The 25278-nt window shown below is 72.8% G+C and carries 27 protein-coding genes; 18 read left to right on the forward strand and 9 right to left on the reverse strand.

Annotated features, from left to right (window positions below):
• Nucleotides 1–2: 2 nt before the first annotated feature.
• Both Q9250_RS13350 and Q9250_RS13355 read right to left on the reverse strand, forming a co-directional pair.
• On the reverse strand, nt 3–641 hold the full coding sequence (locus Q9250_RS13350; RefSeq protein ID WP_306232365.1) for an HNH endonuclease signature motif containing protein: 639 nt from the start codon (nt 639–641) through the stop codon (nt 3–5).
• Nucleotides 638–1855 (reverse strand): hypothetical protein, encoded by a 1218-nt coding sequence (locus tag Q9250_RS13355; RefSeq protein WP_306232367.1) that lies wholly within the window; start codon nt 1853–1855, stop codon nt 638–640. The genes Q9250_RS13350 and Q9250_RS13355 overlap by 4 nt, the downstream gene beginning before the upstream one ends.
• On the opposite strand from Q9250_RS13355, the gene Q9250_RS13360 reads away from it, so the two are divergent.
• Genes Q9250_RS13360 through Q9250_RS13370 form a run of 3 tightly spaced genes read left to right on the forward strand, consistent with a single transcriptional unit; the run spans nt 1814 to nt 4619 of the window.
• Complete coding sequence (locus Q9250_RS13360; RefSeq protein WP_306232368.1) at nt 1814–2728, forward strand: hypothetical protein; 915 nt, start codon at nt 1814–1816, stop codon at nt 2726–2728. The two genes, Q9250_RS13355 and Q9250_RS13360, sit on opposite strands and share 42 nt — an antisense overlap.
• Nucleotides 2728–3762 (forward strand): HAD-IIA family hydrolase, encoded by a 1035-nt coding sequence (locus tag Q9250_RS13365; RefSeq protein ID WP_306232369.1) that lies wholly within the window; start codon nt 2728–2730, stop codon nt 3760–3762. Before Q9250_RS13360 ends, Q9250_RS13365 begins: the two co-directional genes overlap by 1 nt.
• A gap of 53 nt (nt 3763–3815) precedes the next feature.
• Nucleotides 3816–4619 carry an MBL fold metallo-hydrolase gene (locus Q9250_RS13370; RefSeq protein WP_306232370.1) on the forward strand — a complete coding sequence of 268 codons (804 nt, stop codon included), beginning with the start codon at nt 3816–3818 and terminating at the stop codon, nt 4617–4619.
• Here the strand turns inward: Q9250_RS13370 and Q9250_RS13375 are convergent.
• Nucleotides 4616–5329: an aminoglycoside 3'-phosphotransferase gene (locus tag Q9250_RS13375; RefSeq protein ID WP_306232371.1), complete on the reverse strand. Its 714-nt coding sequence runs from the start codon at nt 5327–5329 to the stop codon at nt 4616–4618. The two genes, Q9250_RS13370 and Q9250_RS13375, sit on opposite strands and share 4 nt — an antisense overlap.
• A gap of 22 nt (nt 5330–5351) precedes the next feature.
• Between Q9250_RS13375 and Q9250_RS13380 the strand changes: the two genes are divergently transcribed.
• Genes Q9250_RS13380 through Q9250_RS13415 form a run of 8 tightly spaced genes read left to right on the forward strand, consistent with a single transcriptional unit; the run spans nt 5352 to nt 13208 of the window.
• Complete coding sequence (locus Q9250_RS13380; RefSeq protein WP_306232372.1) at nt 5352–6341, forward strand: Rossmann-fold NAD(P)-binding domain-containing protein; 990 nt, start codon at nt 5352–5354, stop codon at nt 6339–6341.
• Nucleotides 6338–6514: a hypothetical protein gene (locus Q9250_RS13385; RefSeq protein WP_306232373.1), complete on the forward strand. Its 177-nt coding sequence runs from the start codon at nt 6338–6340 to the stop codon at nt 6512–6514. Before Q9250_RS13380 ends, Q9250_RS13385 begins: the two co-directional genes overlap by 4 nt.
• A 5-nt stretch (nt 6515–6519) precedes the next feature.
• Nucleotides 6520–7308 carry a TlyA family RNA methyltransferase gene (locus Q9250_RS13390; RefSeq protein WP_306232374.1) on the forward strand — a complete coding sequence of 263 codons (789 nt, stop codon included), beginning with the start codon at nt 6520–6522 and terminating at the stop codon, nt 7306–7308.
• The gene (locus Q9250_RS13395) at nt 7305–8207 is read left to right on the forward strand and encodes an NAD kinase (RefSeq protein ID WP_306232376.1); all 903 of its coding nucleotides are present in this window, start codon (nt 7305–7307) and stop codon (nt 8205–8207) included. The genes Q9250_RS13390 and Q9250_RS13395 overlap by 4 nt, the downstream gene beginning before the upstream one ends.
• Nucleotides 8204–9913: a DNA repair protein RecN gene (gene recN, locus Q9250_RS13400; protein ID WP_306232378.1), complete on the forward strand. Its 1710-nt coding sequence runs from the start codon at nt 8204–8206 to the stop codon at nt 9911–9913. The genes Q9250_RS13395 and recN overlap by 4 nt, the downstream gene beginning before the upstream one ends.
• Before the next feature lie 11 nt (nt 9914–9924).
• The gene (locus Q9250_RS13405; RefSeq protein ID WP_306232379.1) at nt 9925–11610 is read left to right on the forward strand and encodes a CTP synthase; all 1686 of its coding nucleotides are present in this window, start codon (nt 9925–9927) and stop codon (nt 11608–11610) included.
• Nucleotides 11610–12251 (forward strand): NUDIX domain-containing protein, encoded by a 642-nt coding sequence (locus Q9250_RS13410; RefSeq protein WP_306232381.1) that lies wholly within the window; start codon nt 11610–11612, stop codon nt 12249–12251. The genes Q9250_RS13405 and Q9250_RS13410 overlap by 1 nt, the downstream gene beginning before the upstream one ends.
• An 18-nt stretch (nt 12252–12269) precedes the next feature.
• On the forward strand, nt 12270–13208 hold the full coding sequence (locus Q9250_RS13415) for a site-specific tyrosine recombinase XerD (protein ID WP_306232382.1): 939 nt from the start codon (nt 12270–12272) through the stop codon (nt 13206–13208).
• A gap of 158 nt (nt 13209–13366) precedes the next feature.
• Here Q9250_RS13415 and Q9250_RS13420 read toward each other — a convergent pair whose 3' ends face one another.
• On the reverse strand, nt 13367–13837 hold the full coding sequence (locus Q9250_RS13420) for a GNAT family N-acetyltransferase (RefSeq protein WP_306232383.1): 471 nt from the start codon (nt 13835–13837) through the stop codon (nt 13367–13369).
• Between the two features lie 126 nt (nt 13838–13963).
• Between Q9250_RS13420 and Q9250_RS13425 the strand changes: the two genes are divergently transcribed.
• The 7 genes from Q9250_RS13425 to der are packed head-to-tail and all read left to right on the forward strand — an operon-like array spanning nt 13964 to nt 20357.
• On the forward strand, nt 13964–14812 hold the full coding sequence (locus tag Q9250_RS13425) for a ParA family protein (protein WP_306234001.1): 849 nt from the start codon (nt 13964–13966) through the stop codon (nt 14810–14812).
• Between the two features lie 23 nt (nt 14813–14835).
• Nucleotides 14836–15651: a segregation and condensation protein A gene (locus Q9250_RS13430; protein ID WP_306232385.1), complete on the forward strand. Its 816-nt coding sequence runs from the start codon at nt 14836–14838 to the stop codon at nt 15649–15651.
• Nucleotides 15638–16288, forward strand: a complete 651-nt coding sequence (gene scpB / locus Q9250_RS13435; RefSeq protein WP_422665049.1) for an SMC-Scp complex subunit ScpB — start codon at nt 15638–15640, stop codon at nt 16286–16288. Before Q9250_RS13430 ends, scpB begins: the two co-directional genes overlap by 14 nt.
• Nucleotides 16285–17070: a pseudouridine synthase gene (locus tag Q9250_RS13440; RefSeq protein ID WP_306232387.1), complete on the forward strand. Its 786-nt coding sequence runs from the start codon at nt 16285–16287 to the stop codon at nt 17068–17070. Before scpB ends, Q9250_RS13440 begins: the two co-directional genes overlap by 4 nt.
• 14 nt (nt 17071–17084) lie before the next feature.
• Complete coding sequence (locus Q9250_RS13445; protein ID WP_306232388.1) at nt 17085–18164, forward strand: prephenate dehydrogenase; 1080 nt, start codon at nt 17085–17087, stop codon at nt 18162–18164.
• Complete coding sequence (gene cmk, locus Q9250_RS13450) at nt 18161–18838, forward strand: (d)CMP kinase (RefSeq protein WP_306232389.1); 678 nt, start codon at nt 18161–18163, stop codon at nt 18836–18838. The genes Q9250_RS13445 and cmk overlap by 4 nt, the downstream gene beginning before the upstream one ends.
• On the forward strand, nt 18831–20357 hold the full coding sequence (gene der, locus Q9250_RS13455) for a ribosome biogenesis GTPase Der (RefSeq protein WP_306232390.1): 1527 nt from the start codon (nt 18831–18833) through the stop codon (nt 20355–20357). The genes cmk and der overlap by 8 nt, the downstream gene beginning before the upstream one ends.
• An 843-nt stretch (nt 20358–21200) precedes the next feature.
• Here the strand turns inward: der and Q9250_RS13460 are convergent.
• The 5 genes from Q9250_RS13460 to Q9250_RS13480 all read right to left on the reverse strand — a co-directional run bounded on the left by Q9250_RS13460 (nt 21201) and on the right by Q9250_RS13480 (nt 25244).
• Nucleotides 21201–21377 carry a hypothetical protein gene (locus Q9250_RS13460; RefSeq protein WP_306232392.1) on the reverse strand — a complete coding sequence of 59 codons (177 nt, stop codon included), beginning with the start codon at nt 21375–21377 and terminating at the stop codon, nt 21201–21203.
• 85 nt (nt 21378–21462) lie between these two features.
• Nucleotides 21463–21843, reverse strand: coding sequence for a VOC family protein (locus Q9250_RS13465; protein ID WP_306232393.1), 381 nt, complete (start codon nt 21841–21843; stop codon nt 21463–21465).
• A 163-nt stretch (nt 21844–22006) separates the two neighbouring features.
• The gene (locus Q9250_RS13470) at nt 22007–23662 is read right to left on the reverse strand and encodes a tripartite tricarboxylate transporter permease (RefSeq protein ID WP_306232394.1); all 1656 of its coding nucleotides are present in this window, start codon (nt 23660–23662) and stop codon (nt 22007–22009) included.
• A complete protein-coding gene (locus Q9250_RS13475) occupies nt 23662–24207 on the reverse strand; it encodes a tripartite tricarboxylate transporter TctB family protein (RefSeq protein ID WP_306232395.1) in 546 nt (181 codons plus the stop codon). The genes Q9250_RS13470 and Q9250_RS13475 overlap by 1 nt, the downstream gene beginning before the upstream one ends.
• The gene (locus Q9250_RS13480; protein ID WP_306234002.1) at nt 24204–25244 is read right to left on the reverse strand and encodes a Bug family tripartite tricarboxylate transporter substrate binding protein; all 1041 of its coding nucleotides are present in this window, start codon (nt 25242–25244) and stop codon (nt 24204–24206) included. The genes Q9250_RS13475 and Q9250_RS13480 overlap by 4 nt, the downstream gene beginning before the upstream one ends.
• Nucleotides 25245–25278: the final 34 nt, after the last annotated feature.

Raw genomic sequence — 25278 nt, forward strand, 5'->3', positions numbered from 1 at the left:
GATCAGAACGGAGCAGGTGGATCCTCAGGCTCGGGCTCGCGGGCACCCCATGCGGAGCCGGGCGGCGGAGGTGGTAGTTCCACGCCCGCCGAGCCGTCGGCTTCGAACTGCGCGATGGCTTCGCGCTGGTCTCGTCGCCGGTCGGCGGCGCTGCGCTTGGGCGGTTTCGGCTTGCTGCGGGGCATGTCGGTGAAGCGTGGCCCGACCGGTGGCGGTTCGTCGATGATCACCTGCCCGATCGGGGACGTCCAGCGCAGCACCCCGCCGGGCAGCTGCTCGACGCCCCAGCGGGTCTCGTGCTTGAGGCCGTGGTCGCTGCGGCAGAGGTGCTCGAGGTTGCCGAGGGTGGTCAGGCCGCCGCCGGCGAAGTCCTTGGTGTGGTCGACGTCGGCGCGCAGCACCGACTTGTCGCAGCCCGGCCCGCGGCAGCGGCCGTCGCGGCCCTGCAGCCACCGCCGCTGCGCCGCCGACGCCCGGTGCGTGTCGACGGTCACCGCGACCCCGGTGACGGGGTGGGTGAACAGCCGCTCCCAGGTGGCCGTGTCGCCAGCGATGCGGCGGGCGGTGTCGCGGTCGACCAGCACCTTCCCGTCCAGCGCGGCCGGGAACCGCAGCTCCAGCAGGTAGGGGCCCCAGATCATTCTGGGGCCCCTTTTTCTTTTCCCCGCGCGAATGAGAGCATGGTCCCGTGAACGACAAGCCAGACCGGAATGACGACCGTGGTCGCGGAGACCGGGACCGTCGCCCGCAGCGCGACGGACAGCGCAGCTTCGGCGGGCGTGACTCGCGGCCACCACGTGATGGGGATCGACGTCCGCCGCAGCGCGACACCGATCGCAAGCCGCTGCGCCCCGGCGACCGCGGCTATCAGCCCGGTGGTGAGCGCCGACCTGAGCGCGACGGCGAGCGTCGCGGCTTCGGCAGCTCGGACTCGCGTCCGCCGCGCGACGGCGACCGTCGGCCGCAGCGCGACGGCGAGCGGCGTTCCTTCGGCGACCGCGACGCGCGTCCGCAGCGCGACGGCGACCGTCGACCGCCGCGTGATGGCGAGCGCCGTCCCTATGGCGACCGCGACGCGCGTCCGCAGCGCGACGGTGAGCGTCGTCCGCCGCGTGATGGTGAGCGTCGTTCGTTCGGCGACCGTGACTCGCGTCCGCCGCGTGATGGTGAGCGTCGTCCGCCGCGTGACGGTGAGCGTCGTTCGTTCGGCGACCGTGACTCGCGTCCGCAGCGTGACGGTGACCGTCGCCCGCCGCGTGATGGCGAGCGTCGTTCCTATGGCGACCGCCCCTCGCGCCCCCAGGGCGACAGTCCCGCGCGCGCCTACGGCGACCGGCCGGCGCGTCCCCAGGGCGACCGTCCGCAGCGGGATGGGGAGCGCCGCTCGTTCGGAGACCGGGATTCGCGTCCCGCTCGTGACGGCGACCGCCGGCCTCCTCGCGATGGTGAGCGCCGTCCCTACGGCGACCGGCCGTCGCGCCCCCAGGGCGATCGGCCGTCGCGTCCGCAGGGCGACCGCGATCGACGTCCGCAGCGTGACGGCGAGCAGCGGTTCGGCCGCGATGACCAGCGCCGTCGCGACGACCAGCGCACCCGCAACCAGGGCCCGCAGCGCGATGCTGCTCGCCCGGGTCGCGACTTCGAGCACCGCGGAGACGGGACTGGCGAGAGCTTCAAGCAGGTTCGCGACGACGACTTCGTCCCGCCGTACCTGCCCGAGGAGATCGTCGCAGAGGATCTCGACATCGGCGCCCGCGCGCAGCTGAAGACGCTGTCGAAGGACAACGCCGAGGTCGTGGCCAAGCACATGGCCATGGCCGGCCGTCTCATCGACGAAGACCCCGAGCTCGCGCACCAGCACGCGCTCGCCGCCGCGAGACGCGCTGGCCGCATCGGTGTCGTGCGCGAGACGCTCGCGATCACGGCCTATCAGCTGGGTGACTTCTCGCTCGCGCTCCGTGAGCTGCGCACCTATCGTCGGATCACCGGGCGCGACGACCAGCTGCCGCTGATGGCCGACTGCGAGCGCGGTCTCGGCCGCCCCGAGAAGGCGCTCGAGCTCGCGCGCTCTGTGGACGCATCCACCCTCGACACCGAGGTGCGCGTCGAGCTCGCGATCGTCAAGTCGGGCGCGCGCCTCGACCTCGGCCAGCCTGACGCTGCGCTCGAGGAGCTGCGGATCCCCGAGCTGCGCAAGGACAAGGCGTTCGACTACAGCCCGGCGCTGTTCGCCAGCTTCGCCGGCGTGCTCGAGGAGCTCGGTCGCGACGAGGAGGCTGCCGAGTGGTTCGCGCTCGCCGATCGCGCCATCGATGCGCTGGAGGATGCGCTGAAGCCCGGCGAGCTCGAAGCCGTCTCGATCATCTCGGAGCGCATCGAGGTCGAGGCTGACGAGGTCGAGGCTGACGAGGTCGAGGCTGACGAGGCAGAGGCGGTCCAGGCTGATGAGGCTGAGGCCGAAGAGGTCGACGAGGCTCCGGCTGACGGCCCCGAGATCGACGCACCTGCCGTCGATGCTGACGCGCCGGTCGTCGACGCGACGCTCGACGAGCAGGAAGTCGACGAGCCGACCTCCGCCGACGACGGCGATGCGCTGTTCGGCGATGCGCTGTTCGGCGACGACCTGATCGACCAGCCGGGCGACCAGTCGGGCGACCAGTCGAGCGACCAGCAGAGCGAGCAGCCGGGCGACCGCCAGGAGTCGGAGCGCGGCGGAGACGCCCGCTGATGGGGCTGTTCCGCAAGCCGGCTGCAGCGCCGACCCCGATCGACGGCGCCGACTGCCTGTATCTCGACCTCGACGGGGTCGTCTACAAGGGACCGGACGCCATCCCGCACGCGGTCGAGAGCATCCAGGCGACGGGGCTGCCCGCCGTCTACCTGACGAACAACGCGTCGCGCACCGATGCAGAGGTCGCCGAGCACCTCAGCTCGTTCGGCCTCGACGTGCAGGCGCGCGATGTCGTGACGAGCCCGCAGGCAGCCATGCTGCTGCTCGCGAAGCACCTGCAGCCGGGCGACCCGGTGATGGTCGTCGGCGGCGCCGGCATCGTCGTCGAGGTCGAGGCCCGCGGCTGGCGCGTGGTGCGCTCGGCTGCCGAGCAGCCGAAGGCGGTCGTGCAGGGCTTCCACCCGTCGCTCGGCTGGAAGGACCTCGCCGAGGCCTCGTTCGCCCTCGCGAAGAAGCCCGAGCACGGCGGCATCCCGTGGATCGCCACGAACGGCGACTGGACGATCCCCGTCGCCGGCGGCATCGCCCCCGGCAACGGCACGCTGGTCTCGGCGGTGCACACCGCGGTCGGCCGGCTCGCGGAGTTCGCGGGCAAGCCCGAGACCCCGATGTTCGACGTCGCCGCCGAGCGCTTCGGCGCCCAGGCGCCGATCATGATCGGCGACCGTCTCGACACCGACATCCTCGGCGCCAGCCGTGCGGGCATCCGCTCGATCCTGGTGCTCACCGGCATCGATCGCGGTGCGAGCCTCCTGGGCGCCGACAAGACCATGCGCCCCGACCACGTCATCGAGGACCTGCGCGATCTGCAGGAGCCCATCGCCCCGCTGCGGGAGACGATCGAGCGCTCCACCGGCGACGTCTACTTCGAGGTCGGCACCGCCGCCGTGCGCCGCTCGGGCATCGACATCACGCTCGTGCGGGCGGGGGAGCGCCCGGTCGACACGATCCGCGCCGCCTGCGCGGCGGTCTGGACCGCCGACCGGCCCGTGCTGGGGCTGCGCATCGCCGACGAGCTGCTCGCGCTCTGAACCTGGGCGTGAGCGGGATGCACCGCTGCCGCAAGCGCGGTGTGATGGAGCGCATGACGCACACGCCCACCCTCGGCAAGCAACGCCGCGGCCTTGTCGTCCAGCGCCGGCAGGCACTGCTCGAGCGCGACGTCGCGCCCGGCGTGCACCGGCTGCAGCACGCTTCCACGAACGCCTACCTCATCGAGGAGGGCGGCGCGGTGACGCTCGTCGACGCGCTCTTCCCGGCCAGCCGCGTGCATCTCGACGCGGCGCTCGCGGCGATGGGCCGCACGATCGGCGATGTGCGGGGCCTGGTGCTGACCCACGCGCACTTCGACCACCTCGGCATGGCCGCGTCGCTGCACGACGCCGGGATGCCGATCTGGGTGCACGACGGCGACCGGTACATCGCGGCCCATCCGTACCGCTACCGGAGCGCCCGCTCGAGGCTCTGGTATCCGCTGCGCTACCCGGGCTCGGTGCCGCTCTTCGCAGCGATGGTCTCAGTGGGGGCGCTCTCGGTTCGCGGGGTGGAGGACGCCGCGGCTCTCGAGCCCGACGGAGTGCTCGACCTTCCCGGGCGCCCGCGCGTGGTGCCGACCCCGGGGCACACCGACGGCCACGTCGCGCTGCACATGGCCGATCGCGATGCGGTCATCAGCGGCGACGCGCTCGTCACCCTCGACCCGTACACGACGCGCACCGGGCCCAGGGTCGTCGCCGGGGCGGCGACCGTGCGCCCCGAACAGGCGCTCGCCTCGCTCGACGCGCTCGAGGCGACCGGCGCGAGCGCCGTGCTGCCCGGCCACGGGGACGTGTGGCGCGACGGCGTCGTCGCGGCGGTGCGCGAGGCCCGCGCAGCGGGAGTCGACTAGGAGCGCTCCGGCGCCGGCGGATCCCAGCGCGCTCGCCACCCCGCGATGCGCACGGGGTCGGGCGCCATGCCGTAGGCCCGCCAGAAGGCCGGCTCAGCGTCGGCCAGGCCGTTCCACTCGAGCGACCACGAGGCGACGGCGAGATCCGACCAGCGATCGCCGACGCCGACCCGACCGAGGTCGACCAGCGCCGCGAAGGCGCCGCCCGCGATGAGCGTGTTCGGGGCGCACGGATCGCCATGGCAGACGACCGCGTCGTCGATGGGGGCGGATGCGGTCCAGTCGGGGGCGGGGAACGGGCACGCGGCGGGGTCGAGGGCGTGCAGGCGACGCAGGCCCTCGCCGAGCGCGGCCGCCGCGGCATCCGGGTCGTGCAGGCCGGCCGCCGAGACGATGGACGCTGCGGGGATGGCGGTGGTCACCAGCAGGTCGCCGGCTGCGTCGCGGTGCAGGCCGAGCACCTCGGGGACGGGGACCGACCCGGTGGCCGCGAGCCAGCGCATCCGCTCTGCCTCGTCGACGAGCGACTCGGTGCTGCCGGGCGGGTTCCACTTCGCGAAGACCGCACCCTGCGGGCGGTCGATGCGGGCCGTGATGCCGCCGAGCTCGTTGCGCCACACCAGCTCGACCGGGTGGTGCTCGGCGAGCCGCGCGATCGGCGCGGGCACCGGGGTTCCGGCGGGCGGTGGCGCGGCGAGATCCGAGAGCACCGGATGACGCTACCGTGGCGGGATGGCAGACATGCAGCGGCGCGTGCTCGTGCTCGGGGGCACCCGGTGGTTGGGGCGCGCCATCGCGGAGGGACACGTCGAGCGAGGCGCCGAGGTCACGTGCCTGGCGCGGGGTGCGAGCGGCCCGGTGCCCGAGGGCGCCCGGCTGGTGGTCGGCGACCGCGACGCCGACGACGCCTACCGCGGGCTCGACGGCGACTGGGATGAGATCGTCGACGTCACGCGGCTGCCGGCGCACGCGCGCAGCGCGCTCGACGCGCTGGGAGACCGCGCACGGCACTGGACCTTCGTCTCGTCGGTGTCGGCGCAGCGGCTGGAGGGCGCGCCCGTCGGTGCCGACGAGGATGACGAGCTCGTGCCCGAGGACGAGACGGGCGAGGACTACGGCGGCGCGAAGGCGTGGATCGAGCGCACGGCGCGCGAGCGGCTGGGGGAGCGGCTCGCGATCGTGCGGCCCGGGCTGATCGGCGGTCCCGGCGACGAGAGCGACCGCTTCGGCTACTGGGTGTCGCGGCTCGCGCTCGCCGGCGACGGGCCCGTGCTCGTGCCCGCGCGCGACATGCCCACGCAGACGATCGACGTGCGCGACCTGACGGCGTTCCTGGTGGATGTGGCACCGATGCGCCGCGACGTGGTGAACGCCGTGGGCGCCGACGACGCGCTCCACGCGCTGATCGCGGCCGCGCGCGAGGTGGCCGGGCACACCGGCGAGCTGGTGGAGGCGGGCGACGACGACCTGGAGCGGCTCGAGATCGGCTCCTGGGCGGGGCCGCGGGCGCTGCCGCTCGTGCTGCCGGCGGGCGTCGCGTCGCACGCGCAGCGATCGAGCGCCCGCTACCGCGCGGCGGGCGGCGAGCACCGGCCGCGCCGCGCGATGCTCGAGGACGTGCTCGCCGACGAGCGCGCTCGGGGCCTCGACCGGCCCAGCGCCCACAGGCTCTCGCGCGCCGACGAGCTGGCCGCGATCGATTCGCTAGCCTCGAAGGCATGACCGAAGCGCACGGGACCGATCCGGACACCGCTCCGGGCGGCGAGCTGCACGGCACCGACGGCCTCGTCGACGAGCTCGACCTGCTCGAGCAGCAGCCGCTCGAGGCGCGTGCCGAGCAGCTCGCCCGCATCCACGACCGGCTCCAGGCCGAGCTCGGGGCAGTCCGTGGTTGACCCGCGTGCCTGACGCGCTGCGCCTCGACCAGGCGCTCGTCGAGCGGGGGCTCGCCCGCAGCCGCAGCCAGGCGCAGCAGCGCATCGCCGACGGCCTCGTGACGGTCGACGGCCGCACCGTGCTGAAGGCGAGCCTGAAGGTCGACGACGCCGCCGAGCTCGCCATCGCGGGCGACGACGCCTGGGTCTCGCGCGCCGCGCACAAGCTGCTCGCGGCGCTCGACGCGTTCGGGGTGGATGCGTCGGGTCGCGTCGCGCTGGACGCCGGGGCTTCGACGGGCGGCTTCACGCAGGTGCTGCTGGCGCGCGGCGCCGCGCACGTGACCGCGCTCGACGTGGGGCACGGGCAGTTCCAGCTCGACGCCGACGCGCTGCCGATCACGCTGCTCGAGGGCCGCAACGTGCGCGACCTGCAGCCGGGCTCGCTTGACCCGGCCCCGAGCCTCGTCACCGCCGACCTCTCGTTCATCTCGCTCGCGCTCGCGATCGGGCCGCTGCTCGGGGTCGCGGCTCCCGGCGCCGACTTCATCGTGCTGATCAAGCCGCAGTTCGAGGTCGGCAGGGGAGGCGTGCGCGAGGGCATCGTCACCGACGACGGGCTGCGCGCGCAGGCGATCGAGCAGGTGCTGTGGGCGGCGTGGGACGCCGGGCTCGGCACGGCCGGACTCATCGGCAGCCCGATCGTCGGCACCCGCGGCAACCTCGAGTTCCTGGCGCACCTGTCGGCGACGCGCGGCACGAATCCGACAGAATGGCTCGACGAGTCCGCACGGCTGGCGAAGGAGGCGCGATGACCGATCGCCGGTTCCTGCTGGTGTTCCACCCGGGCCGCGAGGAGGCGGTCGAGACGGCCGCCACCATCGCCGCACGGCTGATCGTCGAGGGGGTCGTGCCCGTCGTGCTGCCGGAGGACCGCGCCACGCTGCTCGACAGCCGGGACGGGCTGGACGCGGTCGAGGCCTACGACCCGGCTGTCGCGCCCGAGGTCGAGCTGATCATGACGCTCGGCGGCGACGGCACGATCCTGCGCACCGCCGAGCTGCAGCGCAGCATCGACGCGCCGCTGCTGGGCATCAACCTGGGCCACGTCGGCTTCCTCGCCGAGGCCGAGGTCGCCGAGGTCGCCGACGTCGTCGAGCGCGCGCTGCGCCGCGACTACGAGGTCGAGCAGCGGCTGGTGCTCTGCGTGCGCGTGTTCCGCGGCGACGAGCTGCTGCATCAGACCTGGGCGATCAACGAGGCGGCCGTCGAGAAGTCGGGCTCGGGCCGCATGATCTCGACCCTGCTCGAGATCGACGGCCGGCCCATCTCGTCGTTCGGCACCGATGCGGTGCTGCTGGCCACGCCGACCGGCTCGACGGCCTACTCGTTCTCGGCGGGCGGCCCGATCGTCTGGCCCACCGCCGAGGTGCTGCTGCTCGTGCCGCTCGGCGCGCACGCGCTGTTCACGCGCCCGCTGGTGGTCGCCCCCACCTCGACGATGTCGGTGACGATCGCCCTCGACTCCACCGACCACGGCATGCTGTGGTGCGACTCGCGCCGCTCGTTCGAGCTGCCGCAGGGCACGCGCGTCGAGGCGACCCGCGACGAGCGACCGCTGCGGCTCGCCCGCCTGTCGCGCGCGCCGTTCGCCGACCGGCTGGTGGCGAAGTTCCACCTGCCGGTCGAGGGCTTCCGGCGGCCGCGGCCGTGACCCGGCTCGACGAGCTGACGATCCGCTCGCTGGGCGTGATCGACGAGGCGAGGGTGCCCTTCGGTGCCGGCTTCACCGCGATCACCGGCGAGACCGGCGCCGGCAAGACGATGGTCGTGCAGGCGCTGGCGCTGCTGCGCGGCGAGCGCGCCGACGCCGGCGTGATCCGCTCGGGCGAGGACCGCGCGGCGGTGCAGGGCGTCTGGCTCGTCGATGATGCGGATGCGGTGGCGCAGGTCGAGGACGCCGGCGGCGTCGTCGACGACGGCGAGCTGATCCTGGGCCGCGCGCTCAGCCGCGGGCCCGACGGCGCCGCGCGATCGCGTGCGCAGGCAGGCGGTGCCGCGGTGCCGGCGGGCGTGCTGCGCGGCCTCGCCGACCGGCTCGTCGCTGTGCACGGCCAGGCCGACCAGCAGCGGCTGCGGTCGGCCGACGCCCAGGCGGCGGCGCTCGACCGAGCCGCCGGGGAGCCGCTCCGCGAGCTGCTGCTCGAGTACCGGGCCGAGCACGCGGCCTGGACCGACGCGCGCGAGACGGCGCAGCGCATCCGCTCTGCCCATGACGCGCGAGCGGCGGAGGCCGATGCCCTGCGCAACGAGCTCGAGGAGCTCGAGGCGTTCGACCCGCAGCCGGGGGAGCAGGACGCGCTCGCGACGCTCGCGCACCGCCTCGAGCACGCCGAGGGGCTGCGGATGCAGCTCGCCGAGGCGCACGCGGCGCTCGCGAGCGATGACGACGCGCCCGACGCCGTGACGCTCGCGGGCCACGCGCGCAAGCTCGTCGAGCGCGCCTCCAGCGACGACGCCTCGCTCGGCGAGGCGCACGAGATGCTCGTGCAGGCCGACGCGCTGCTGCAGGAGGCGTCTGCCTCGATCGTGCGGGCGCTCGACGACCTCGACCGGCCCGAGCGCAGCCTCGACGAGGTGCAGCAGCGGCGCGCCGACCTCAGCGGCCTGGAGCGGAGGCTCGGCCGCCCGCTCGACGAGGCGCTCGAGGCGGCGCCGCTGGCCGCGCTGCGGCTCGCCGAGCTGGCCGGCGACGATGACGAGCTCGCGCGGCTCGACGCCGAGGAGGCGAGCCGGCTCGAGGCCGCGACCGCGATCGCCGACCGGCTGAGCGTCGTGCGCCAGGCCGCGGCACGCTCGCTCGAGCAGGCCGTCGCCACCGAGCTCGCCGCGCTCGCGATGCCGAACGCGCGACTCCATGTCGAGGTCGCGATGACCGAGCATCTCACTGCCGACGGTCACGATCGCGTGACGATGCTGCTCGCGCCGCACCCCGGCGCCGAGCCGAGGCCCGTGCAGAAGGGCGCCTCGGGCGGCGAGCTGAGCCGCATCATGCTGGCGATCGAGGTGGCGCTCTCGGCGGGCGAGCTGGCCGACCAGAGCGTGCCGACGATGGTGTTCGACGAGGTCGACGCCGGCGTCGGCGGCGCTGCCGCGATCGAGATCGGTCGGCGCCTCGCGCAGCTGGCGCAGCACTGCCAGGTGATCGTCGTCACCCACCTCGCGCAGGTCGCCGCGTTCGCCGAGAGCCACGTGCGGGTCGAGAAGGGCAGCGACGGCCGCATCACCGCCTCGTCGGTGTCGGAGGTCACGGGCGACGACCGCCTGGCCGAGCTGGCCCGCATGCTCTCGGGCACCGCATCCGACACCGCGCTCGCGCACGCCCGCGAGTTGCTCGAAGATGCGCGAGCGGTGGGATAGGCTCGAAGCCCGTGAACCTCAGTGCGCGCGGCCCGGCCAAAGTGACCAAGCAGATCTTCGTCACGGGGGGTGTCGTCTCCTCGCTCGGCAAGGGCCTGACCGCCGCCTCGCTCGGCAATCTGCTCACCGCGCGAGGGTTGCACGTGGTCATGCAGAAGCTGGATCCGTACCTCAACGTCGATCCCGGCACGATGAACCCGTTCCAGCACGGCGAGGTCTTCGTCACCGATGACGGCGCCGAGACCGACCTCGACATCGGCCACTACGAGCGGTTCCTCGACGTGAGCCTGTCGCAGGCGGCGAACGTCACGACCGGCCAGATCTACTCGAAGGTGATCGAGCGCGAGCGGCGCGGCGAGTACCTCGGCGACACGGTGCAGGTCATCCCGCACATCACCGACGAGATCAAGCGCCGCATGCGCCTGCAGTCCGAGCAGGATCCGCAGCCCGACGTGATCATCACCGAGATCGGCGGCACGGTCGGCGACATCGAGTCGCAGCCGTTCATCGAGTCGGCGCGGCAGCTGCGCCACGAGCTCGGGCGCGCCAACGTCTTCTTCGTGCACGTCTCGCTCGTGCCCTTCCTCGGCGCCTCCGGCGAGCAGAAGACCAAGCCCACGCAGCACTCCGTCGCGACGCTGCGCTCGATCGGCATCCAGCCCGACGCGCTCGTGCTGCGCAGCGACCGGCCGGTCTCCGACTCGAACCGCAAGAAGATCGCCCTCATGTGCGACGTCGAGGAGGAGGCGGTCATCAACACGATCGACCTGCCCTCGATCTACGACATCCCCTCGACGCTGTTCGAGCAGGGCCTCGACGCCTACATCATCGGCCAGCTGAGCCTCAGCGCCGGCGAGGTCGACTGGACGAACTGGCAGCAGGTGCTCGACGCAGTGCACCAGCCCAAGCACGAGGTGACGATCGGCCTGGTCGGCAAGTACATCGACCTGCCGGATGCGTACCTGTCGGTGACCGAGGCGGTCAAGGCCGGCGGGTTCGCGAACCAGACGAAGGTCAACCTGCGCTGGATCCGCTCCGACGACTGCGAGACCCCGGAGGGCGCAGCCGCGCAGCTGGGCGAGCTCGACGGCATCGTCGTGCCCGGCGGCTTCGGCATCCGCGGCATCGAGGGCAAGCTCGGGGCGCTGCGGTTCACCCGCGAGAACGACATCCCGACGCTCGGCATCTGCCTCGGCCTGCAGTGCATGGTCATCGAGGCGGCCCGCAACCTCGCCGGCATCGAGGGCGCGTCGTCGACCGAGTTCGACGAGGCGACGCCAGCGCCGGTGATCGCGACGATGGCCGAGCAGGAGCAGCACATCCACGGCGGCGACCTCGGCGGCACCATGCGCCTGGGCCTCTACGAGGCGAAGCTCGACGAGGGGTCGCTGGCGGCGCGGCTCTACGGCGACACCGTCTCGTTCGAGCGCCACCGCCACCGCTACGAGGTCAACAACGCCTACCGCGACGAGATCGCGGCCGCGGGGCTCTCGTTCAGCGGCCTGTCGCCCGACGGCAAGCTGGTCGAGTACGTCGAGATGCCCGGCCACCCGTTCTACATCGCGACCCAGGCGCACCCCGAGCTGCGCAGCCGGCCGAACCGCGCGCATCCGCTCTTCCGCGGCCTCGTCGCCGCCAGCCTCGACCGCCAGCGCGCGTCGAAGCTGTTCGACGAGACCGACGACGAGACGGCCTGATGCTCGCCGACGCGCTCGGTCGACGGCCCTTGCTGGCGCGTGAGCGGCTGTTCGACGGGCGCATCTGGGATGTCGAGCGGCAGGAGTTCGAGCTCGGCGGCGACCGCATCGGCCGCGAGGTGATCGTGCACCCCGGGGCGGTCGCCGTGGTCGCGCTGAACGACGCCGACGAGATCATGCTGGTGCACCAGTACCGGCACCCCGCCGGGGGCACGCTCTGGGAGCTGCCTGCTGGCCTGCTCGACGTGCACGGCGAGGATCCGCTCGCGGCGGCGAAGCGCGAGCTCGCCGAGGAGGTCGACCTCGAGGCCGGTTGCTGGCAGACGCTGCTCGACATCTCGACGACGGGCGGCGGCTCGACCGAGATCATCCGCGTCTACCTCGCCACCGACCTGCGCGACCTGCCCGACGCCTTCGCGCGCGAGCACGAGGAGGCCGAGATGGAGGCCCGCTGGGTGCCGCTCGACGAGGTCGTCGAGGCGGCGCTCGCGATGCGCATCCACAACGCGACGCTGCTGGCGGCGCTGCTCGCGGTCACGCAGCTGCGGGCGCGGGGTGCCTCGGCCCAGCGTCAGGCGCAGCGTCTGCGGGCCCACCCGGCCGACGTGCCCTTCGACTGGCACGACGCGCACCGGGCATGAGCCGGGCATGAGCAGCGCATGACTCCGGCGCAGGCGGTCGAGCGGCTGCTGCGCCAGCTCGCGATCGAGCGGGGGCTCTCGAAGCACACCGTCGCCGCCTACCGCCGCGACCTGACCGGCTATCTCGCGGTGCTCGAGCAGCGGAAGGTGACGGATGCCGCCGCCATCTCGGGCGAGGACGTCGCGGCCTTCCGGTCGGCGCTGGCCGAGCGCGGGCTCGCCGCCTCATCGGTGGCGCGGCACCTCTCCGCGGTGAAGGCACTGCACCGCTGGCTGGTCGACGAGCGTGTGGCGGTCGACGACGTCGCGAAGGATCAGCGCCCGCCGAAGCTGCCCTCGCGGCTGCCCACGGCGATCTCGGTCTCGCAGATGCAGCGGCTGCTCGAGACCGCCGCGGGCGACGAGGCGGCCGCCGCAGACCCGGCAGCGCTGCGCGACCGGGCGCTGCTCGAGCTGCTCTACGCCACCGGCGCCCGCATCTCGGAGCTCATCGCGCTCGACGTCGACGACCTCCCGGCGCCCGACGACCCGCACGGCCTCGTGCGGGTGACCGGCAAGGGCGCGAAGCAGCGGCTGGTGCCGATCGGCTCCTTCGCGCGCGCGGCGGTCGAGGCGTGGCTGGTGCGGGGGCGGCCGGCGCTCGCGACGAGGGGCCGCGGCACGCCCGCGCTGCTGCTGGGCGCCCGCGGCGGGCGCCTCAGCCGCCAGGCGGCGTGGGAGGTCATCCAGCGCGTCGCCGAGGAGGCGGGCGTCGCGCACGTCTCGCCGCACACGTTCCGGCACTCGTTCGCGACCCACCTGCTCGAGGGCGGCGCCGACGTGCGCGTGGTGCAGGAGCTGCTGGGCCACGCCTCCGTCGCGACCACGCAGATCTACACGCACGTCACCGCCGACACGCTGCGCGACATGTACACGACCGCGCACCCGCGGGCGCTGAGCGCGATGCCCCCGCTGTAGCCGCTCCGTGCGCCGCTCCCTCCGATGGTTGAGCCGTGCCGCCGCCGGAGGCGGCTGCACGAGTCGAAACCCCGCCGTCCGCCGAAGCCCCGCCCGATCTCCGGTACCCGGTTACCGATCGAGTCGACCACAGGCGACAACCGGGTACCGGAAGCGGGTCAGCGCTCCGGGACCGCGCCCTCCGCCCAGAGCGCTCGCGGGTTCGTGCGGAAGCCCGCGCGCTCGTAGACCCGGATCGAGCGCGGGCTGGCGTGCACCGTGACGTGCTCGAGGCCGAGCTCGCGCGCCCGGGTGAGCACCGCATCCGCCAGCCTCGTGCCGAGACCGCGGCCGCGCGCCTCCGGCACGACGTAGCAGCTCTGCAGGTCGCCCGAGCGCCGATCGAGCGCGCGCGGCGTGGGCACGCGCGCCTGCACGGCGAGCCATGCCATGCCGACGATCTCGTCGTCGACGAGCGCGACGAAGGGCACGTGCGAGTCGCGGTGCCCGCGCGCCCAGGCGGCTGCCGCCGTCACGTACGCGTCGTGCTCGGGGAGCGCCTCGTCGGCGGTCTCGCGCACCCAGCGCCAGCGCAGCGCCGCCAGCGCCTCGAGCTCGTGGTCCTCCGCCTCGCGCACCGCGTCGTCCATGGGCCAAACCTAGGCGGTTGAGGCTCAACCAGAGGTTGAGATACACGCCGTCGCGACCTCCCGGCGATGTCGCCGGAGGTTCTTAGACTCGGAGCCGTGAGCACGCGCAACGAGACCCTGGACGGCATGGAGGCACCTTCGGTCGGGCCCACGGGCCGACCCGAGCGCGACTTCCCGAGCCCTGCGCCGCTGAAGAGCCACGGCCCCGCCCGCATCGTCACGATGTGCAACCAGAAGGGCGGCGTCGGCAAGACGACGACGACCATCAACCTGGGCGCCACCGTCGCCGAGTACGGCCGCCGCGTGCTGGCGGTCGACTTCGACCCGCAGGGCGCGCTGAGCGCCGGGCTGGGCGTCGACAACCACGAGGCGCTCACGATCTACGACCTGCTGCTGAACCCGCGCCTCGATCCGAAGGAGGCGATCCAGCAGACGACCGTCGAGGGCCTCGACGTGATCGCCGCCAACATCGACCTCTCGGCCGCCGAGGTGCACCTCGTCAACGAGGTCGCGCGCGAGCAGATCCTGGCGCGCGTGCTGCGCAAGGTCGCCGACGACTACGACCTGATCCTCATCGACTGCCAGCCCTCGCTCGGCCTGCTCACCGTGAACGCGCTCACCGCCGCGCACGGCGTGCTGATCCCGCTCGAGAGCGAGTACTTCGCGCTCCGCGGCGTCGCGCTGCTGAAGGAGACCATCGAGAAGGTGCAGGACCGCCTGAACCCGGCGCTCGAGCTCGACGGCATCCTCGTCACCATGTTCGACGCCCGCACCCTGCACGCCCGCGAGGTCATGGAGCGCGTCGTCGACACCTTCGGCGACACGGTGCTCGAGACCGTCGTGCGCCGCACGGTGAAGTTCCCGGACGCATCCGTCGCGGGCATCCCCGTGACGCAGTTCGCACCCGAGCACGCAGCTTCCGAGACGTACCGCAAGCTCGCCCGCGAGCTGATCTCCCGCGGCGCGATCGCCTGACGGCGGCGTGCTCCACCGACACCGTGCCGTCGCCTGACGCGGAGGTCGCCGAGCCCGGCGGCTTCCGGCTCGCGCTCGACAACTTCGACGGGCCCTTCGACCTGCTGCTGACCCTCATCGGCAACCGTTCGATGGACGTCACCGAGATCCTGCTCGGACGGGTGACGGATGAGTTCATCGCCTATGTGCGCACGCTCGACACCCATGAGGAGCTCGAGCAGGCGAGCGAGTTCATCGTCGTCGCCGCCACGCTGCTCGACCTGAAGATCGCGTCGCTGCTGCCCGCCGGCGACGTCGTCGACAGCGAGGACGTCGCGCTGCTCGAGGCTCGCGACCTGCTCTTCGCACGGCTGCTGCAGTACCGCGCGTTCAAGCAGGCGGCGGCGTGGGTCGATGAGCGCATCGGCGTCGAGTCGAGCAGGCACGCGCGCTCGGTGCGGCTCGAGGACCGGTTCCGGCAGCGCACGCCGGAGCTGAGGTGGACGCTGTCGGCCGACGACTTCGCCGCGCTCGCGCTGCTCGCGCTCACGCCCCGCGAGCTGCCGACCGTGGGCCTGGCGCACCTGCACGCGCCGCTCGTCTCGATCCGCGAGCAGGCCGCGCACATCGTCTCGATGCTGCGGCAGCGGGGCACGACCACGTTCCGCGCGCTGATCGCCGGCGAGGCGACGCGCGGCGTCATCGTCGCGCGGTTCCTCGCCGTGCTCGAGCTCTACCGCCACGCCGCCATCAGCTTCGAGCAGCTCGAGCCGCTCGGCGAGCTGTCGATCAGCTGGACCGGCCACGACTTCCGCGACGAGGACCTCGTCGCGCTGGGGGCAGACTATGACCATGCCTGACACCGCCGAGCAGACCGCCGACTCGCGCGCCGGGCGCGACGCGCCGGCGGCCGAGCCGGCCACCTCGGCGGCGTCCGCGCGCCCGCTCGAGCGCCGCATCGAGGCGATCCTGATGGTCGCCGACGAGCCGCAGGGCGCCGTGCACCTCGCGACCGCGCTGCAGGCTCCGGTGAAGCAGGTGAAGGCCGCCATCGAGGCGCTCCGCCGCGACTACGACGGCGAGCCGGTCGGCGACCGCCCGGCCGGCCCGGAGCGGGGCTTCGAGCTGCGCGAGGTCGGTGGCGGCTGGCGCATCTACGTGCGCGCCGCCTACGACGACGACGCCGCCGACTTCGTGCTCACGCAGACGCCCTCGAAGCTGTCGCAGGCGGCGCTCGAGACGCTCGCGGTGATCGCCTACAAGCAGCCCATCACGCGCGGCGCGGTCGCGGCCATCCGCGCCGTCAACGTCGACTCGGTGGTGCGCACGCTGCTGGGCCGCGGGCTGATCCGCGAGGCCTTCGCCGACAGCGAGACCGGCGCCATCCACTACGAGACGACCGAGCTGCTGCTGACGCAGCTGGGCCTCAACTCGCTCGACGAGCTCCCGCCGATCTCGCCGCTGCTGCCCGACGGCGAAGAGGAGCTGACGCTGTGAACGACGCACGCACCCGGGGCGAGAGCCTTGACGGCGAGAGCCTTCCCTCCGCAGAGGGAGAGCGCCTGCAGAAGGTCCTCGCCGCAGCAGGCGTCGCGAGCCGCCGCGTCGTCGAGGACATGATCGTCGCCGGCCGCATCACGGTCGACGGCCACGTCGTGACCGAGCTGGGCTCACGCATCCGCCCCGATGCGCGCGTGACGGTCGACGGCACCGCCGTGCAGCTCGACGTCTCGAAGCGCTACCTGATGCTCAACAAGCCCACCGGCGTGGTCTCGACCATGGCCGACGAGCAGGGCCGGCCCGACCTGCGCGAGTTCACCGACCAGATCGAGGAGCGCGTCTACAACGTCGGCCGCCTCGACGCCGAGACCAGCGGCCTGCTGCTGCTCACGAACGACGGCGAGGTGGCGCACGTGCTCGCCCACCCCTCGTTCGGGGTCGAGAAGACCTACGTGGCCAAGGTGCGCGGCGAGGTCGACCAGCGCGTGATCCGGCAGCTGCTGCAGGGCTTCGAGCTCGAGGACGGCGAGATCCACGCCGACGCGGCGCGCATCGTCGGCAGCCCCTCGCGCGGCTTCTCGATGGTCGAGCTGACGCTCCACTCGGGCCGCAACCGCATCGTGCGCCGCATGCTCGACCACGTCGGGCACCCGGTCGTCGACCTGGTGCGGCGCTCCTTCGGCCCGCTGCACCTGGGCACCCTGCGGTCGGGGCACGTGCGCGAACTCACTACCATGGAACGCGGCGCCATCCTCACTCTCGCGAGGTCGGCGCCGTAACCAAGGAGCCTTTCGTGACCCACCGACTGCGCGGCCCTGTGCGCATCGTCGGCACCGGCCTGCTCGGCACCTCCATCGGCCTCGGGCTCGCCGCCCGCGGCGTCGAGGTGCAGCTGAGCGACGCCTCGCCGACCGCCATGGCGCTCGCCGCCGACTACGGCGCGGGGCGGGCGGCCGCCGAGGGCGATGCCCCGGAGCTGATCGTCGTCGCCGTGCCGCCCGACGTCACGGCGCAGGTCGTGGCCGCAGAGCTCGCGGCGTTCCCGGATGCGGTGGTCACCGACGTCGCGTCGGTCAAGGCCGTGCCGCTCGCGCAGCTGCGGCAGCTCGGCGCCGACATCAGCCGCTACCTCGGCTCGCACCCGATGGCCGGCAGGGAGCGCTCCGGGGCGCTCGCAGGATCCGGCGACCTCTTCGTCGGACGCCCCTGGGTGATCGCCGGCCACGACGCGATCTCCTACGAGCGCGGCAGCCTCGTCGACGACCTCATCCTCGACCTGGGTGCCGTGCCGATCGAGTCGACGCCCGAAGAGCACGACCGTGCGGTCGCGATCGTCAGCCACCTGCCGCAGCTCGTCTCGTCGCTGATGGCGGCTCGCCTCGTCGACGCGCCCGACGAGGCGCTGCGCCTCGCCGGCGGCGGCGTGCGCGACGTCACCCGCATCGCCGCCTCCGATCCCGCGCTCTGGATCCAGATCCTGGGCGCCAACGCCCCGGCCGTGGTCGAGCAGCTGCGCGCCCTCCAGGCCGATCTCGCGACGCTCGTCGGCGCGCTCGACGACGTGGACGCATCCGGGAGCCGGAAGACGGTGGCGGATGCGCTGCGTGCCGGCAACGAGGGCGTCGCACGGCTGCCGGGCAAGCACGGCACGCACACGCGCTTCACGCGTGTGCAGGTGCGGGTCGACGACCGGCCCGGACAGCTCGCCCGCCTGCTGGTCGACATCGGCGACGCGGGCGTGAACCTCGAGGACGTGCGGCTCGACCACGCCGAGGGCGCCCAGTTCGGCGTCGCCGAGATCACCGTGCTCCCCGAGTCGGTGGTGCACCTGCACGACGCGCTCGAGGCGCTCGGCTGGCAGGTGGTGGCATGAGCGGCATGGCGTCGGCCACCGTCATCGCCATCGACGGCCCCGCGGGCAGCGGCAAGTCGTCGGTGGCTCGTGCCGTCGCGCGCGCGCTCGGCTTCCAGTTCCTCGACACCGGCGCCGCCTACCGGGCGCTGACGTGGCTGATCCTCGAGCGCGGCGGCGACACCGACGACGAGCAGACGGTCGTCGGCAGCCTCGGCGCGCTCGACTCGCTCGAGCTGACCGTCGACGCCGCCGGGCAGCGCGTCGTCATCGAGGGCCACGACGTGACCGAGGCGATCCGCACCGAGCGCATCTCGGGCGCCGTCTCGGGGGTCGCCCGCACGATCGCCGCGCGCGAAGCCGTCAACGTGCGCTTCCGCGACATCATCGCCCATGCCGCCCCCGGCATCGTCGCGGAGGGCCGCGACATCACGACCGTCGTCGCGCCCGACGCCGACGTGCGCGTGCTGCTGACCGCCGACGAGGCGGTCCGCATCCGCCGCCGCTTCGGCGACGTCGGCGGCGACCAGCACCAGGTGGGTGCGAGCCTCGCAGCTCGCGACGCCTCCGATTCCCGAGTGGTCGACTTCCTGAACGCCGCAGACGGCGTCAGCGTCGTCGACTCCACCCATCTGACCTTCGACGAGACGGTCGACGCGATCGTCCGCCTCGCGACCGAGGAGAGCCATGACTGACCAGAACCCGAACGAGACGTTCGACGACGACTTCGACCCGGATGCCGCGGTGCCGGTCGACGCCGAGAGCGACGGCTTCGAGACCGACGAGGCGCGCGTCACGGCGCTGCGCGCCGGGCTCTCCGACTACGAGCTCGACGAGGAGGACGCGGCCCTGCTCGAGCTCGCCGCGGCGGGCCCCGATGGCATCCAGATCCTGCCGGCGCTGCCGGTGCTGGCGATCGTCGGCCGCCCGAACGTCGGCAAGTCGGCGCTCGTGAACCGCATCCTGGGCCGCCGCGAAGCGGTCGTCGAGGACACGCCGGGCGTCACGCGCGACCGCGTCTCCTACAAGGCCGAGTGGAACGGGCGCCGGTTCACGGTCGTCGACACCGGCGGCTGGGAGCCCGATGCGCGCGGCATCGACCGCTCGGTGGCGCTGCAGGCCGAGGTGGCGGTGGATCTGGCGGATGCGGTGCTGTTCGTCGTCGACGTCAACGTCGGCCCGACCTCGACCGACGAGCACGTCGTGCGGATGCTGCGGTCGTCGAACCGCCCGGTGATCCTGGTCGCGAACAAGTCCGACGACTCGCGCCGCGACATGGAGGCCGCGTCGCTCTGGAGCCTCGGGCTCGGCGAGCCGCTGCCCGTCTCGGCCGTGCACGGCCGAGGCGTCGCCGACATGCTCGACGTCGCCATGAAGGCGCTGCCCGAGATCTCCGCGGTCGCGAAGGAGGAGCTCGGCGGACCCCGCCGCGTCGCCCTGCTGGGCCGCCCGAACGTCGGCAAGTCGAGCCTGCTGAACAAGGCGGCGGGGGAGGAGCGGGTCGTCGTCAACGAGATGGCCGGCACGACCCGCGACCCGGTCGACGAGCAGATCGAGCTCGGCGGGCGCGTCTGGCGGTTCGTCGACACCGCCGGCATCCGCCGCCGTGTGCACCTGCAGCAGGGCGCCGACTTCTACGCGACGCTGCGCACGCAGGCGGCGCTCGAGAAGGCCGAGGTCGCGGTCGTGCTCATCGACGTCACCGAGCCGGTCTCGGAGCAGGACGTGCGCATCATCGACCTCGTGCTCGAGTCGGGCCGCGCGCTCGTGCTGGCGTTCAACAAGTGGGATCAGCTCGACGACGAGCGCCGCCGCTACCTCGAGCGGGAGATCGAGAAGGATCTCGCGCACGTCGCCTGGGCGCCGCGAGTCAACATCTCGGCGCGCACCGGCCGCCACCTCGAGAAGCTCGTGCCGGCGCTCGAGCTCGCGCTCGACTCGTGGGACACGCGCGTGCCGACCGGCAAGCTGAACGCGTTCATCGCCGAGATCGTCGCCGCCCACCCGCACCCACTGCGGGGCGGCAAGCAGCCGCGCATCCTGTTCGCGACCCAGGCGACGACGCGTCCGCCGACCTTCGTGCTGTTCACGACCGGGTTCCTCGACCCGGGCTACCGACGCTTCATCGAGCGTCGTCTGCGCGAGGACTACGGCTTCGAGGGCTCGCCCATCCAGGTCAACATGCGAGTGCGCGAAAAGAGAGAGCGCCGATAGGCGCTCTCGCGAAGGTCCTTTCGGACCTTCGCCGCGCACTCGCCGAGGCCGTCTCGGCCGAGGAGAGGGAAAAGAGGGAGCGCCGGTAGGCGCTCTCGCGAAGACCCTTCCGAGGCCGTCTCGGCCGACGGCGGGAAGAGGGAGCGCCGGTAGGCGCTGGCCGGGCAGCAACTTCGTCTACTAGGAAAGTCTCGTGAGCCTATGCGGCCACGGGGGTCCTTCACCTTCGGGCCAGCGTCGCCCGCCATGTCGATGACGCGCTGCATGTGGGCGGCCAGCAGCGCACGGCGTTCGCCCTCCATGCGCGCCGACTGCGTCTCGATCGCCCGCAGGCGCGCCACGAACTCGGTGTCCTGGCGCAGCCGCTCCTCGAGCTCCGACTCCGGCACCCGCGGCAGCGGCGGCAGCTGCGCACCCGCCGCGACCTCCTCGTCGGTCATCGCCAGGATCCGACGGGTCAGCTCGGCATCGAAGTCGTCGAGCGAGGCCTGCAGCTCATCGGCCGACTGCCCGAACGGATCGACCGNACCCGCCGCGACCTCCTCGTCGGTCATCGCCAGGATCCGACGGGTCAGCTCGGCATCGAAGTCGTCGAGCGAGGCCTGCAGCTCATCGGCCGACTGCCCGAACGGATCGACCGCGCCAGCACGGATCGCGGCGATGTACTCCTCGCCATCGAGCCCGAAACCGTCCATGCAGGCATCACATCATGGGCCACTGACATGGAAAGAAGGCTGTGGAGAACCGGTGCGGCAGGGGCCTCGATACGCGCGCGCCAGAGGCGCGAGCTACTCGACCAGCGGGGGAGGCTCCGCGACCAACGGACTGTCCTCGGCGGTGCCGCTAGAACGTCTGCGTCACCAGCAGCACCATGGCGACGAGCGTCAGCGCCGCGCCGCCGACGATCAGCGGCCGGAACCGGCGCGCCATCGTGCGCGGCGGCCGGTCGTCGTCGAAGCGCTCGAAGTACGGGTCCAGCTCGGCCGGAATGCGGTCCTGCTCGTCGCGCTGCTCCTGCATGGAGCCAGTGTCTCACCTCGCGCAGCGACGCTCTTGGGACCGCAGCTTCGCGACTGCCGACTCGACTGGCGGCTCCGACTGGGGCTCAGGCGCTCGCGCCGTAGTCGGGCAGCTCCTGCAGCGTCCAGCGGTTGCCGTCGGGATCGGCGAAGCCCACGAACCTGCCCCAGGCCTGCTCGTCGACCTCGCTCGCCTCGATGCCCGCCGCCAGCAGCGCGGCACGCGTCGCGTCGGCGTCGTCGATGACCACCTGCACGTTGCGCATGCTGCCGGGCTCGTCCTCCGAGATGCCCTCGCCGAAGGCGATCGAGCAGGCGGAGCCGGGAGGCGTGATCTGCACGAAGCGCAGCCCCGGCTGCACCGTGGTGTCGTGGTCGACGTGCCAGCCCAGCCGCTGCTCGTAGAACGCCTTCGCCCGGTCGGTGTCGGTCACCGGCACGAAGATCAGCTCGATGCGGTAGTCCACGGGTTCCCTCCGATCGCATGGTGCGGTCATCGTCGCCCGCGCCATGCGTGACGCTACGCCGGGCCGCCCACAGGGGGAAGAGACGACGGATGCCGTCCCGGGCAGTCCGGGACGGCATCCGTCATGTGACGTGCTCCCGAGGCGGCCCTCCGGACCTGCTCGATCAGCGGGGCGTTGGCGGATCGTCCTCGTCGCGCCGGATCTTCGGAAGCGTCGTGGTCGACAGCCGGCCGCGGTCGACCTCGGGGTGCGGCTCGTGCTGCTCGATCTCCTCGTCGATCGCGGCGATCGTCGTCGTCTCGACCGCAGGCAGCGATGCCTCGTAGCGCGCGCGCCGACGCTTCAGCCACAGCGCGGCAGCGATGATCAGCGCCATCGCGACGTACGCGACGATCGCGAAGGGGCTGTGCACCAGGTAGGCAGGGTCGCCCTGGCCGATCTGCATCGCCTTGCGTAGCTGCTCCTCGGCCATCGGTCCGAGGATGGCGCCGACCACCAGCGGTGCGATCGGGAATCCCAGCCGGCGCATGAAGAAGCCGATCAGCCCGAGCACCAGCAGCACGCCCACGTCGAACACCGTGAAGTTCGCCGCGTACGCGCCGAGACCGGCGAAGACGAGGATGCCGGCATACAGGTAGGGGCGCGGGATCTGCAGGAGCTTCACCCAGATGCCCACGAGCGGCAGGTTGAGCACCAGCAGCAGCACGTTGCCGATGTAGAGGCTCGCGATGAGCGCCCACACCAGCTGCGGCTGCGACTCGAACAGCCGCGGGCCGGGCTGGATGCCGTAGCCCTGGAAGGCGTACAGCATGATCGCGGCCGTCGCCGTGGTCGGGATGCCGAGCGTCAGCAGCGGCACGAGCACGCCGGCGGCGGCGGCGTTGTTGGCCGATTCGGGGCCGGCGACCCCCTCGATGGCGCCCTTGCCGAACTGCTTGCGGTACTCGGGCTTGGCGAGGCTGCGCTCGGTCGCGTACGACAGGAAGGTCGCGACGTCGGCGCCGCCCGCAGGGATCGAGCCGATCGGGAACCCGATGAACGAGCCGCGCAGCCAGGGCTTCCACGAACGTGCCCAGTCGGAGCGGCGCATCCAGGTGCGCCAGCCGCGGGTGATGGGGATGATCGGCAGCTCGCCGCCGCGCAGGCGCGAGCCGACGTAGAGCGCCTCGCCGAGCGCGAAGAGGCCGACGGCGACCAGCACCACGTCGATGCCGTCGCCCAGCTGCGGGATGCCGAGCGTGAAGCGCGACTGGCCGGTCAGCGTGTCGACGCCGATGAGCCCGACGAACAGTCCGAGCGAGAGCGAGACCATGCCGCGCCACATGCTGTCGCCCAGCAGCGCGCCGACCGTCAGGAAGGCGATCACCATGAGGGCGAAGTAGTCGGATGGGCCGAGGCTCACGGCGAAGCGGGCGACGGTGGGTGCCAGGAGCGTGAGCAGGACCGTGGCGATCGTGCCGGCGACGAACGAGCCGATGGCCGCGGTCGCGAGCGCGGCGGCGCCGCGGCCGGCGCGCGCCATCTTGTTGCCCTCGAGGGCGGTGACGATCGACGCTGACTCGCCGGGCGTGTTGAGCAGGATCGACGTCGTCGAGCCGCCGTACATGCCGCCGTAGTAGATGCCGGCGAAGACGATGAACGCCGCGGTCGGCTCGAGCACGTAGGTGATCGGCAGCAGCAGCGCGACCGTCATCGCCGGGCCGATGCCCGGCAGCACGCCCACGGCGGTGCCGAGCAGCACGCCGAGCAGGGCGTAGAGCAGGTAGACGGGCTGCAGGGCGGTCGCGAAGCCCTCGAGCAGCAGGGACCAGGTGTCCATCAGAGGCCGATCCAGGAGGTGAGGGTGCCGGTCGCCGGCAGCGACAGGCCGAGCAGGGTGCCGAAGACGAGCTGCGTGATGACGCCCATCGCGAGCGCGATGAGCACGGCCGCCCACCAGCGCTTCGCGCCGAGGGCGAGGGAGGCGCCGGTGAAGAGCACCGCGACGCCGAGCGGCCAGCCGAGGAAGGGGATCGTGACCATTAGCGAGAGGAAGCTCACGGCGAGGATGCCGACGGCGACCCAGGAGGTGCCGTGCTCGAGGTCGATGTCCTCGCCCGCCTCGGCGTGGCCGAAGCGGCCGCGCAGCTGCCCGATGAGCACGACGACGGCGCTGAGCAGCATGAGCCCGCCGACGGCGTACGGCACGACGCGCGCGCCGAGCGTGTTGGTCGAGCCGGGAGGCTCGCGGATGGTGGTCGTCGCGATCAGCACGGCGATCGAGAGCACGATGATGAGTCCGACGAAGACCATCGCCTCGATGCGGGTGGATCGCGACGCCGCCGGCGCACCCTGCGGGGCGCCGGCGGACGTCGCCGCAGTCATTCGATCAGGCCGATGGTGCGCAGCGTCTCCGTCGTGAGGGTGATCTCCTCGGCGAGGAACGCGTCGAAGTCGTCGCCGGGCACGAACGCATCCGTCCATCCCTTCGCCGCGAGCGCCTCGGCCCAGGCCTCGGTGCCCTGCAGCTCGGTCACCAGGTCGATGAGCGCCTGTCGCTCGCCGTCGGAGATGCCGCCGGGAGCGATGACCCCGCGCCAGTTGGTGAGCTCGATGTCGATGCCCTCGTCCTGGATCGTCGGCACGTCGGGCAGCGCCTCAGCGGGCTCGGCGCCCGAGACGGCGAGCGCGCGCAGGTCGCCCGACAGCACCGACTCCGAGAACTCGCCGACGCCGGAGATGCCCGCCTGCACGGTGTTGCCGAGCAGGAGCGTGAGCGCCTCGCCGCCGCCGGAGTTGGCGATGTAGTTGAGCGTGCCGGGCACCTCGTCCGGCGTCACGCCGGCCTCGGTGAGCAGCAGGCCGGCGAGGATGTGGTCGATGCCACCTGCCGAGCCGCCGGTGACGGCGACGCCCTGACCCTCGGCCACGATCGCGTCGACGAGATCCTGCAGGGTCTCGTAGGGGGAATCGGCGGGAACGACGATGACGAGCGGCTCCTCGGTGAGCTTCGCGATCGGGGTCATCTCCTCGATGCGCACGTCAGAGGCGTTCGTCTCGACCGCGCCGACCATGACCGAGCCCATGACCATGAGGGTGTTCGCGTCGGTCTCGGTCGCGAGGTTCGCGAGGCCGACGGTGCCGCCGGCTCCGCCGATGTTCGACACGGGCGCCGAGCTGACGATGCTGTCCTCGGTGAGCACGCGGCCGATCTCGCGCGCCGTCTGGTCCCATCCGCCGCCCGGGTCGGCCGGGGCGATGACCTTGACGGCGGTGATGGCGGCCGCCTCGCCCTCGGGGGCGGCTGAGCCGCTCGGCGTGCCCGTCGACGAGCACGCCGCGAGCGCGAGCGCTGCGGCTCCCGCCAGGCCGACACGGATGCTGCTGCTGATGCGCTTGCTGCGCGCGGTGCTGGGGTGCATGGATCGCACGTCTCCTCCTTGAGCGCTCGGCGCC

Origin of the sequence: Agrococcus beijingensis, from assembly GCF_030758955.1 — a bacterium.
Classification (GTDB): domain Bacteria; phylum Actinomycetota; class Actinomycetes; order Actinomycetales; family Microbacteriaceae; genus Agrococcus; species Agrococcus beijingensis.

What these genes read in the sequence shown, in the direction of transcription:
- Q9250_RS13470 (WP_306232394.1), bottom strand. Translation starts at nt 23,662, where the DNA reads ATGGACACCTGGTCCCTGCTGCTCGAGGGCTTCGCGACCGCCCTGCAG.
- Q9250_RS13395 (WP_306232376.1), top strand. Translation starts at nt 7,305, where the DNA reads ATGACCGATCGCCGGTTCCTGCTGGTGTTCCACCCGGGCCGCGAGGAG.
- der (WP_306232390.1), top strand. Translation starts at nt 18,831, where the DNA reads ATGACTGACCAGAACCCGAACGAGACGTTCGACGACGACTTCGACCCG.
- Q9250_RS13360 (WP_306232368.1), top strand. Translation starts at nt 1,814, where the DNA reads ATGGCCGGCCGTCTCATCGACGAAGACCCCGAGCTCGCGCACCAGCAC.
- Q9250_RS13365 (WP_306232369.1), top strand. Translation starts at nt 2,728, where the DNA reads ATGGGGCTGTTCCGCAAGCCGGCTGCAGCGCCGACCCCGATCGACGGC.
- Q9250_RS13350 (WP_306232365.1), bottom strand. Translation starts at nt 641, where the DNA reads ATGATCTGGGGCCCCTACCTGCTGGAGCTGCGGTTCCCGGCCGCGCTG.
- Q9250_RS13475 (WP_306232395.1), bottom strand. Translation starts at nt 24,207, where the DNA reads ATGACTGCGGCGACGTCCGCCGGCGCCCCGCAGGGTGCGCCGGCGGCG.
- cmk (WP_306232389.1), top strand. Translation starts at nt 18,161, where the DNA reads ATGAGCGGCATGGCGTCGGCCACCGTCATCGCCATCGACGGCCCCGCG.
- Q9250_RS13410 (WP_306232381.1), top strand. Translation starts at nt 11,610, where the DNA reads ATGCTCGCCGACGCGCTCGGTCGACGGCCCTTGCTGGCGCGTGAGCGG.
- scpB (WP_422665049.1), top strand. Translation starts at nt 15,638, where the DNA reads ATGACCATGCCTGACACCGCCGAGCAGACCGCCGACTCGCGCGCCGGG.
- Q9250_RS13460 (WP_306232392.1), bottom strand. Translation starts at nt 21,377, where the DNA reads ATGCAGGAGCAGCGCGACGAGCAGGACCGCATTCCGGCCGAGCTGGAC.
- Q9250_RS13380 (WP_306232372.1), top strand. Translation starts at nt 5,352, where the DNA reads ATGGCAGACATGCAGCGGCGCGTGCTCGTGCTCGGGGGCACCCGGTGG.
- Q9250_RS13385 (WP_306232373.1), top strand. Translation starts at nt 6,338, where the DNA reads ATGACCGAAGCGCACGGGACCGATCCGGACACCGCTCCGGGCGGCGAG.
- Q9250_RS13420 (WP_306232383.1), bottom strand. Translation starts at nt 13,837, where the DNA reads ATGGACGACGCGGTGCGCGAGGCGGAGGACCACGAGCTCGAGGCGCTG.
- Q9250_RS13415 (WP_306232382.1), top strand. Translation starts at nt 12,270, where the DNA reads ATGACTCCGGCGCAGGCGGTCGAGCGGCTGCTGCGCCAGCTCGCGATC.
- Q9250_RS13480 (WP_306234002.1), bottom strand. Translation starts at nt 25,244, where the DNA reads ATGCACCCCAGCACCGCGCGCAGCAAGCGCATCAGCAGCAGCATCCGT.
- Q9250_RS13370 (WP_306232370.1), top strand. Translation starts at nt 3,816, where the DNA reads ATGACGCACACGCCCACCCTCGGCAAGCAACGCCGCGGCCTTGTCGTC.
- Q9250_RS13425 (WP_306234001.1), top strand. Translation starts at nt 13,964, where the DNA reads ATGGAGGCACCTTCGGTCGGGCCCACGGGCCGACCCGAGCGCGACTTC.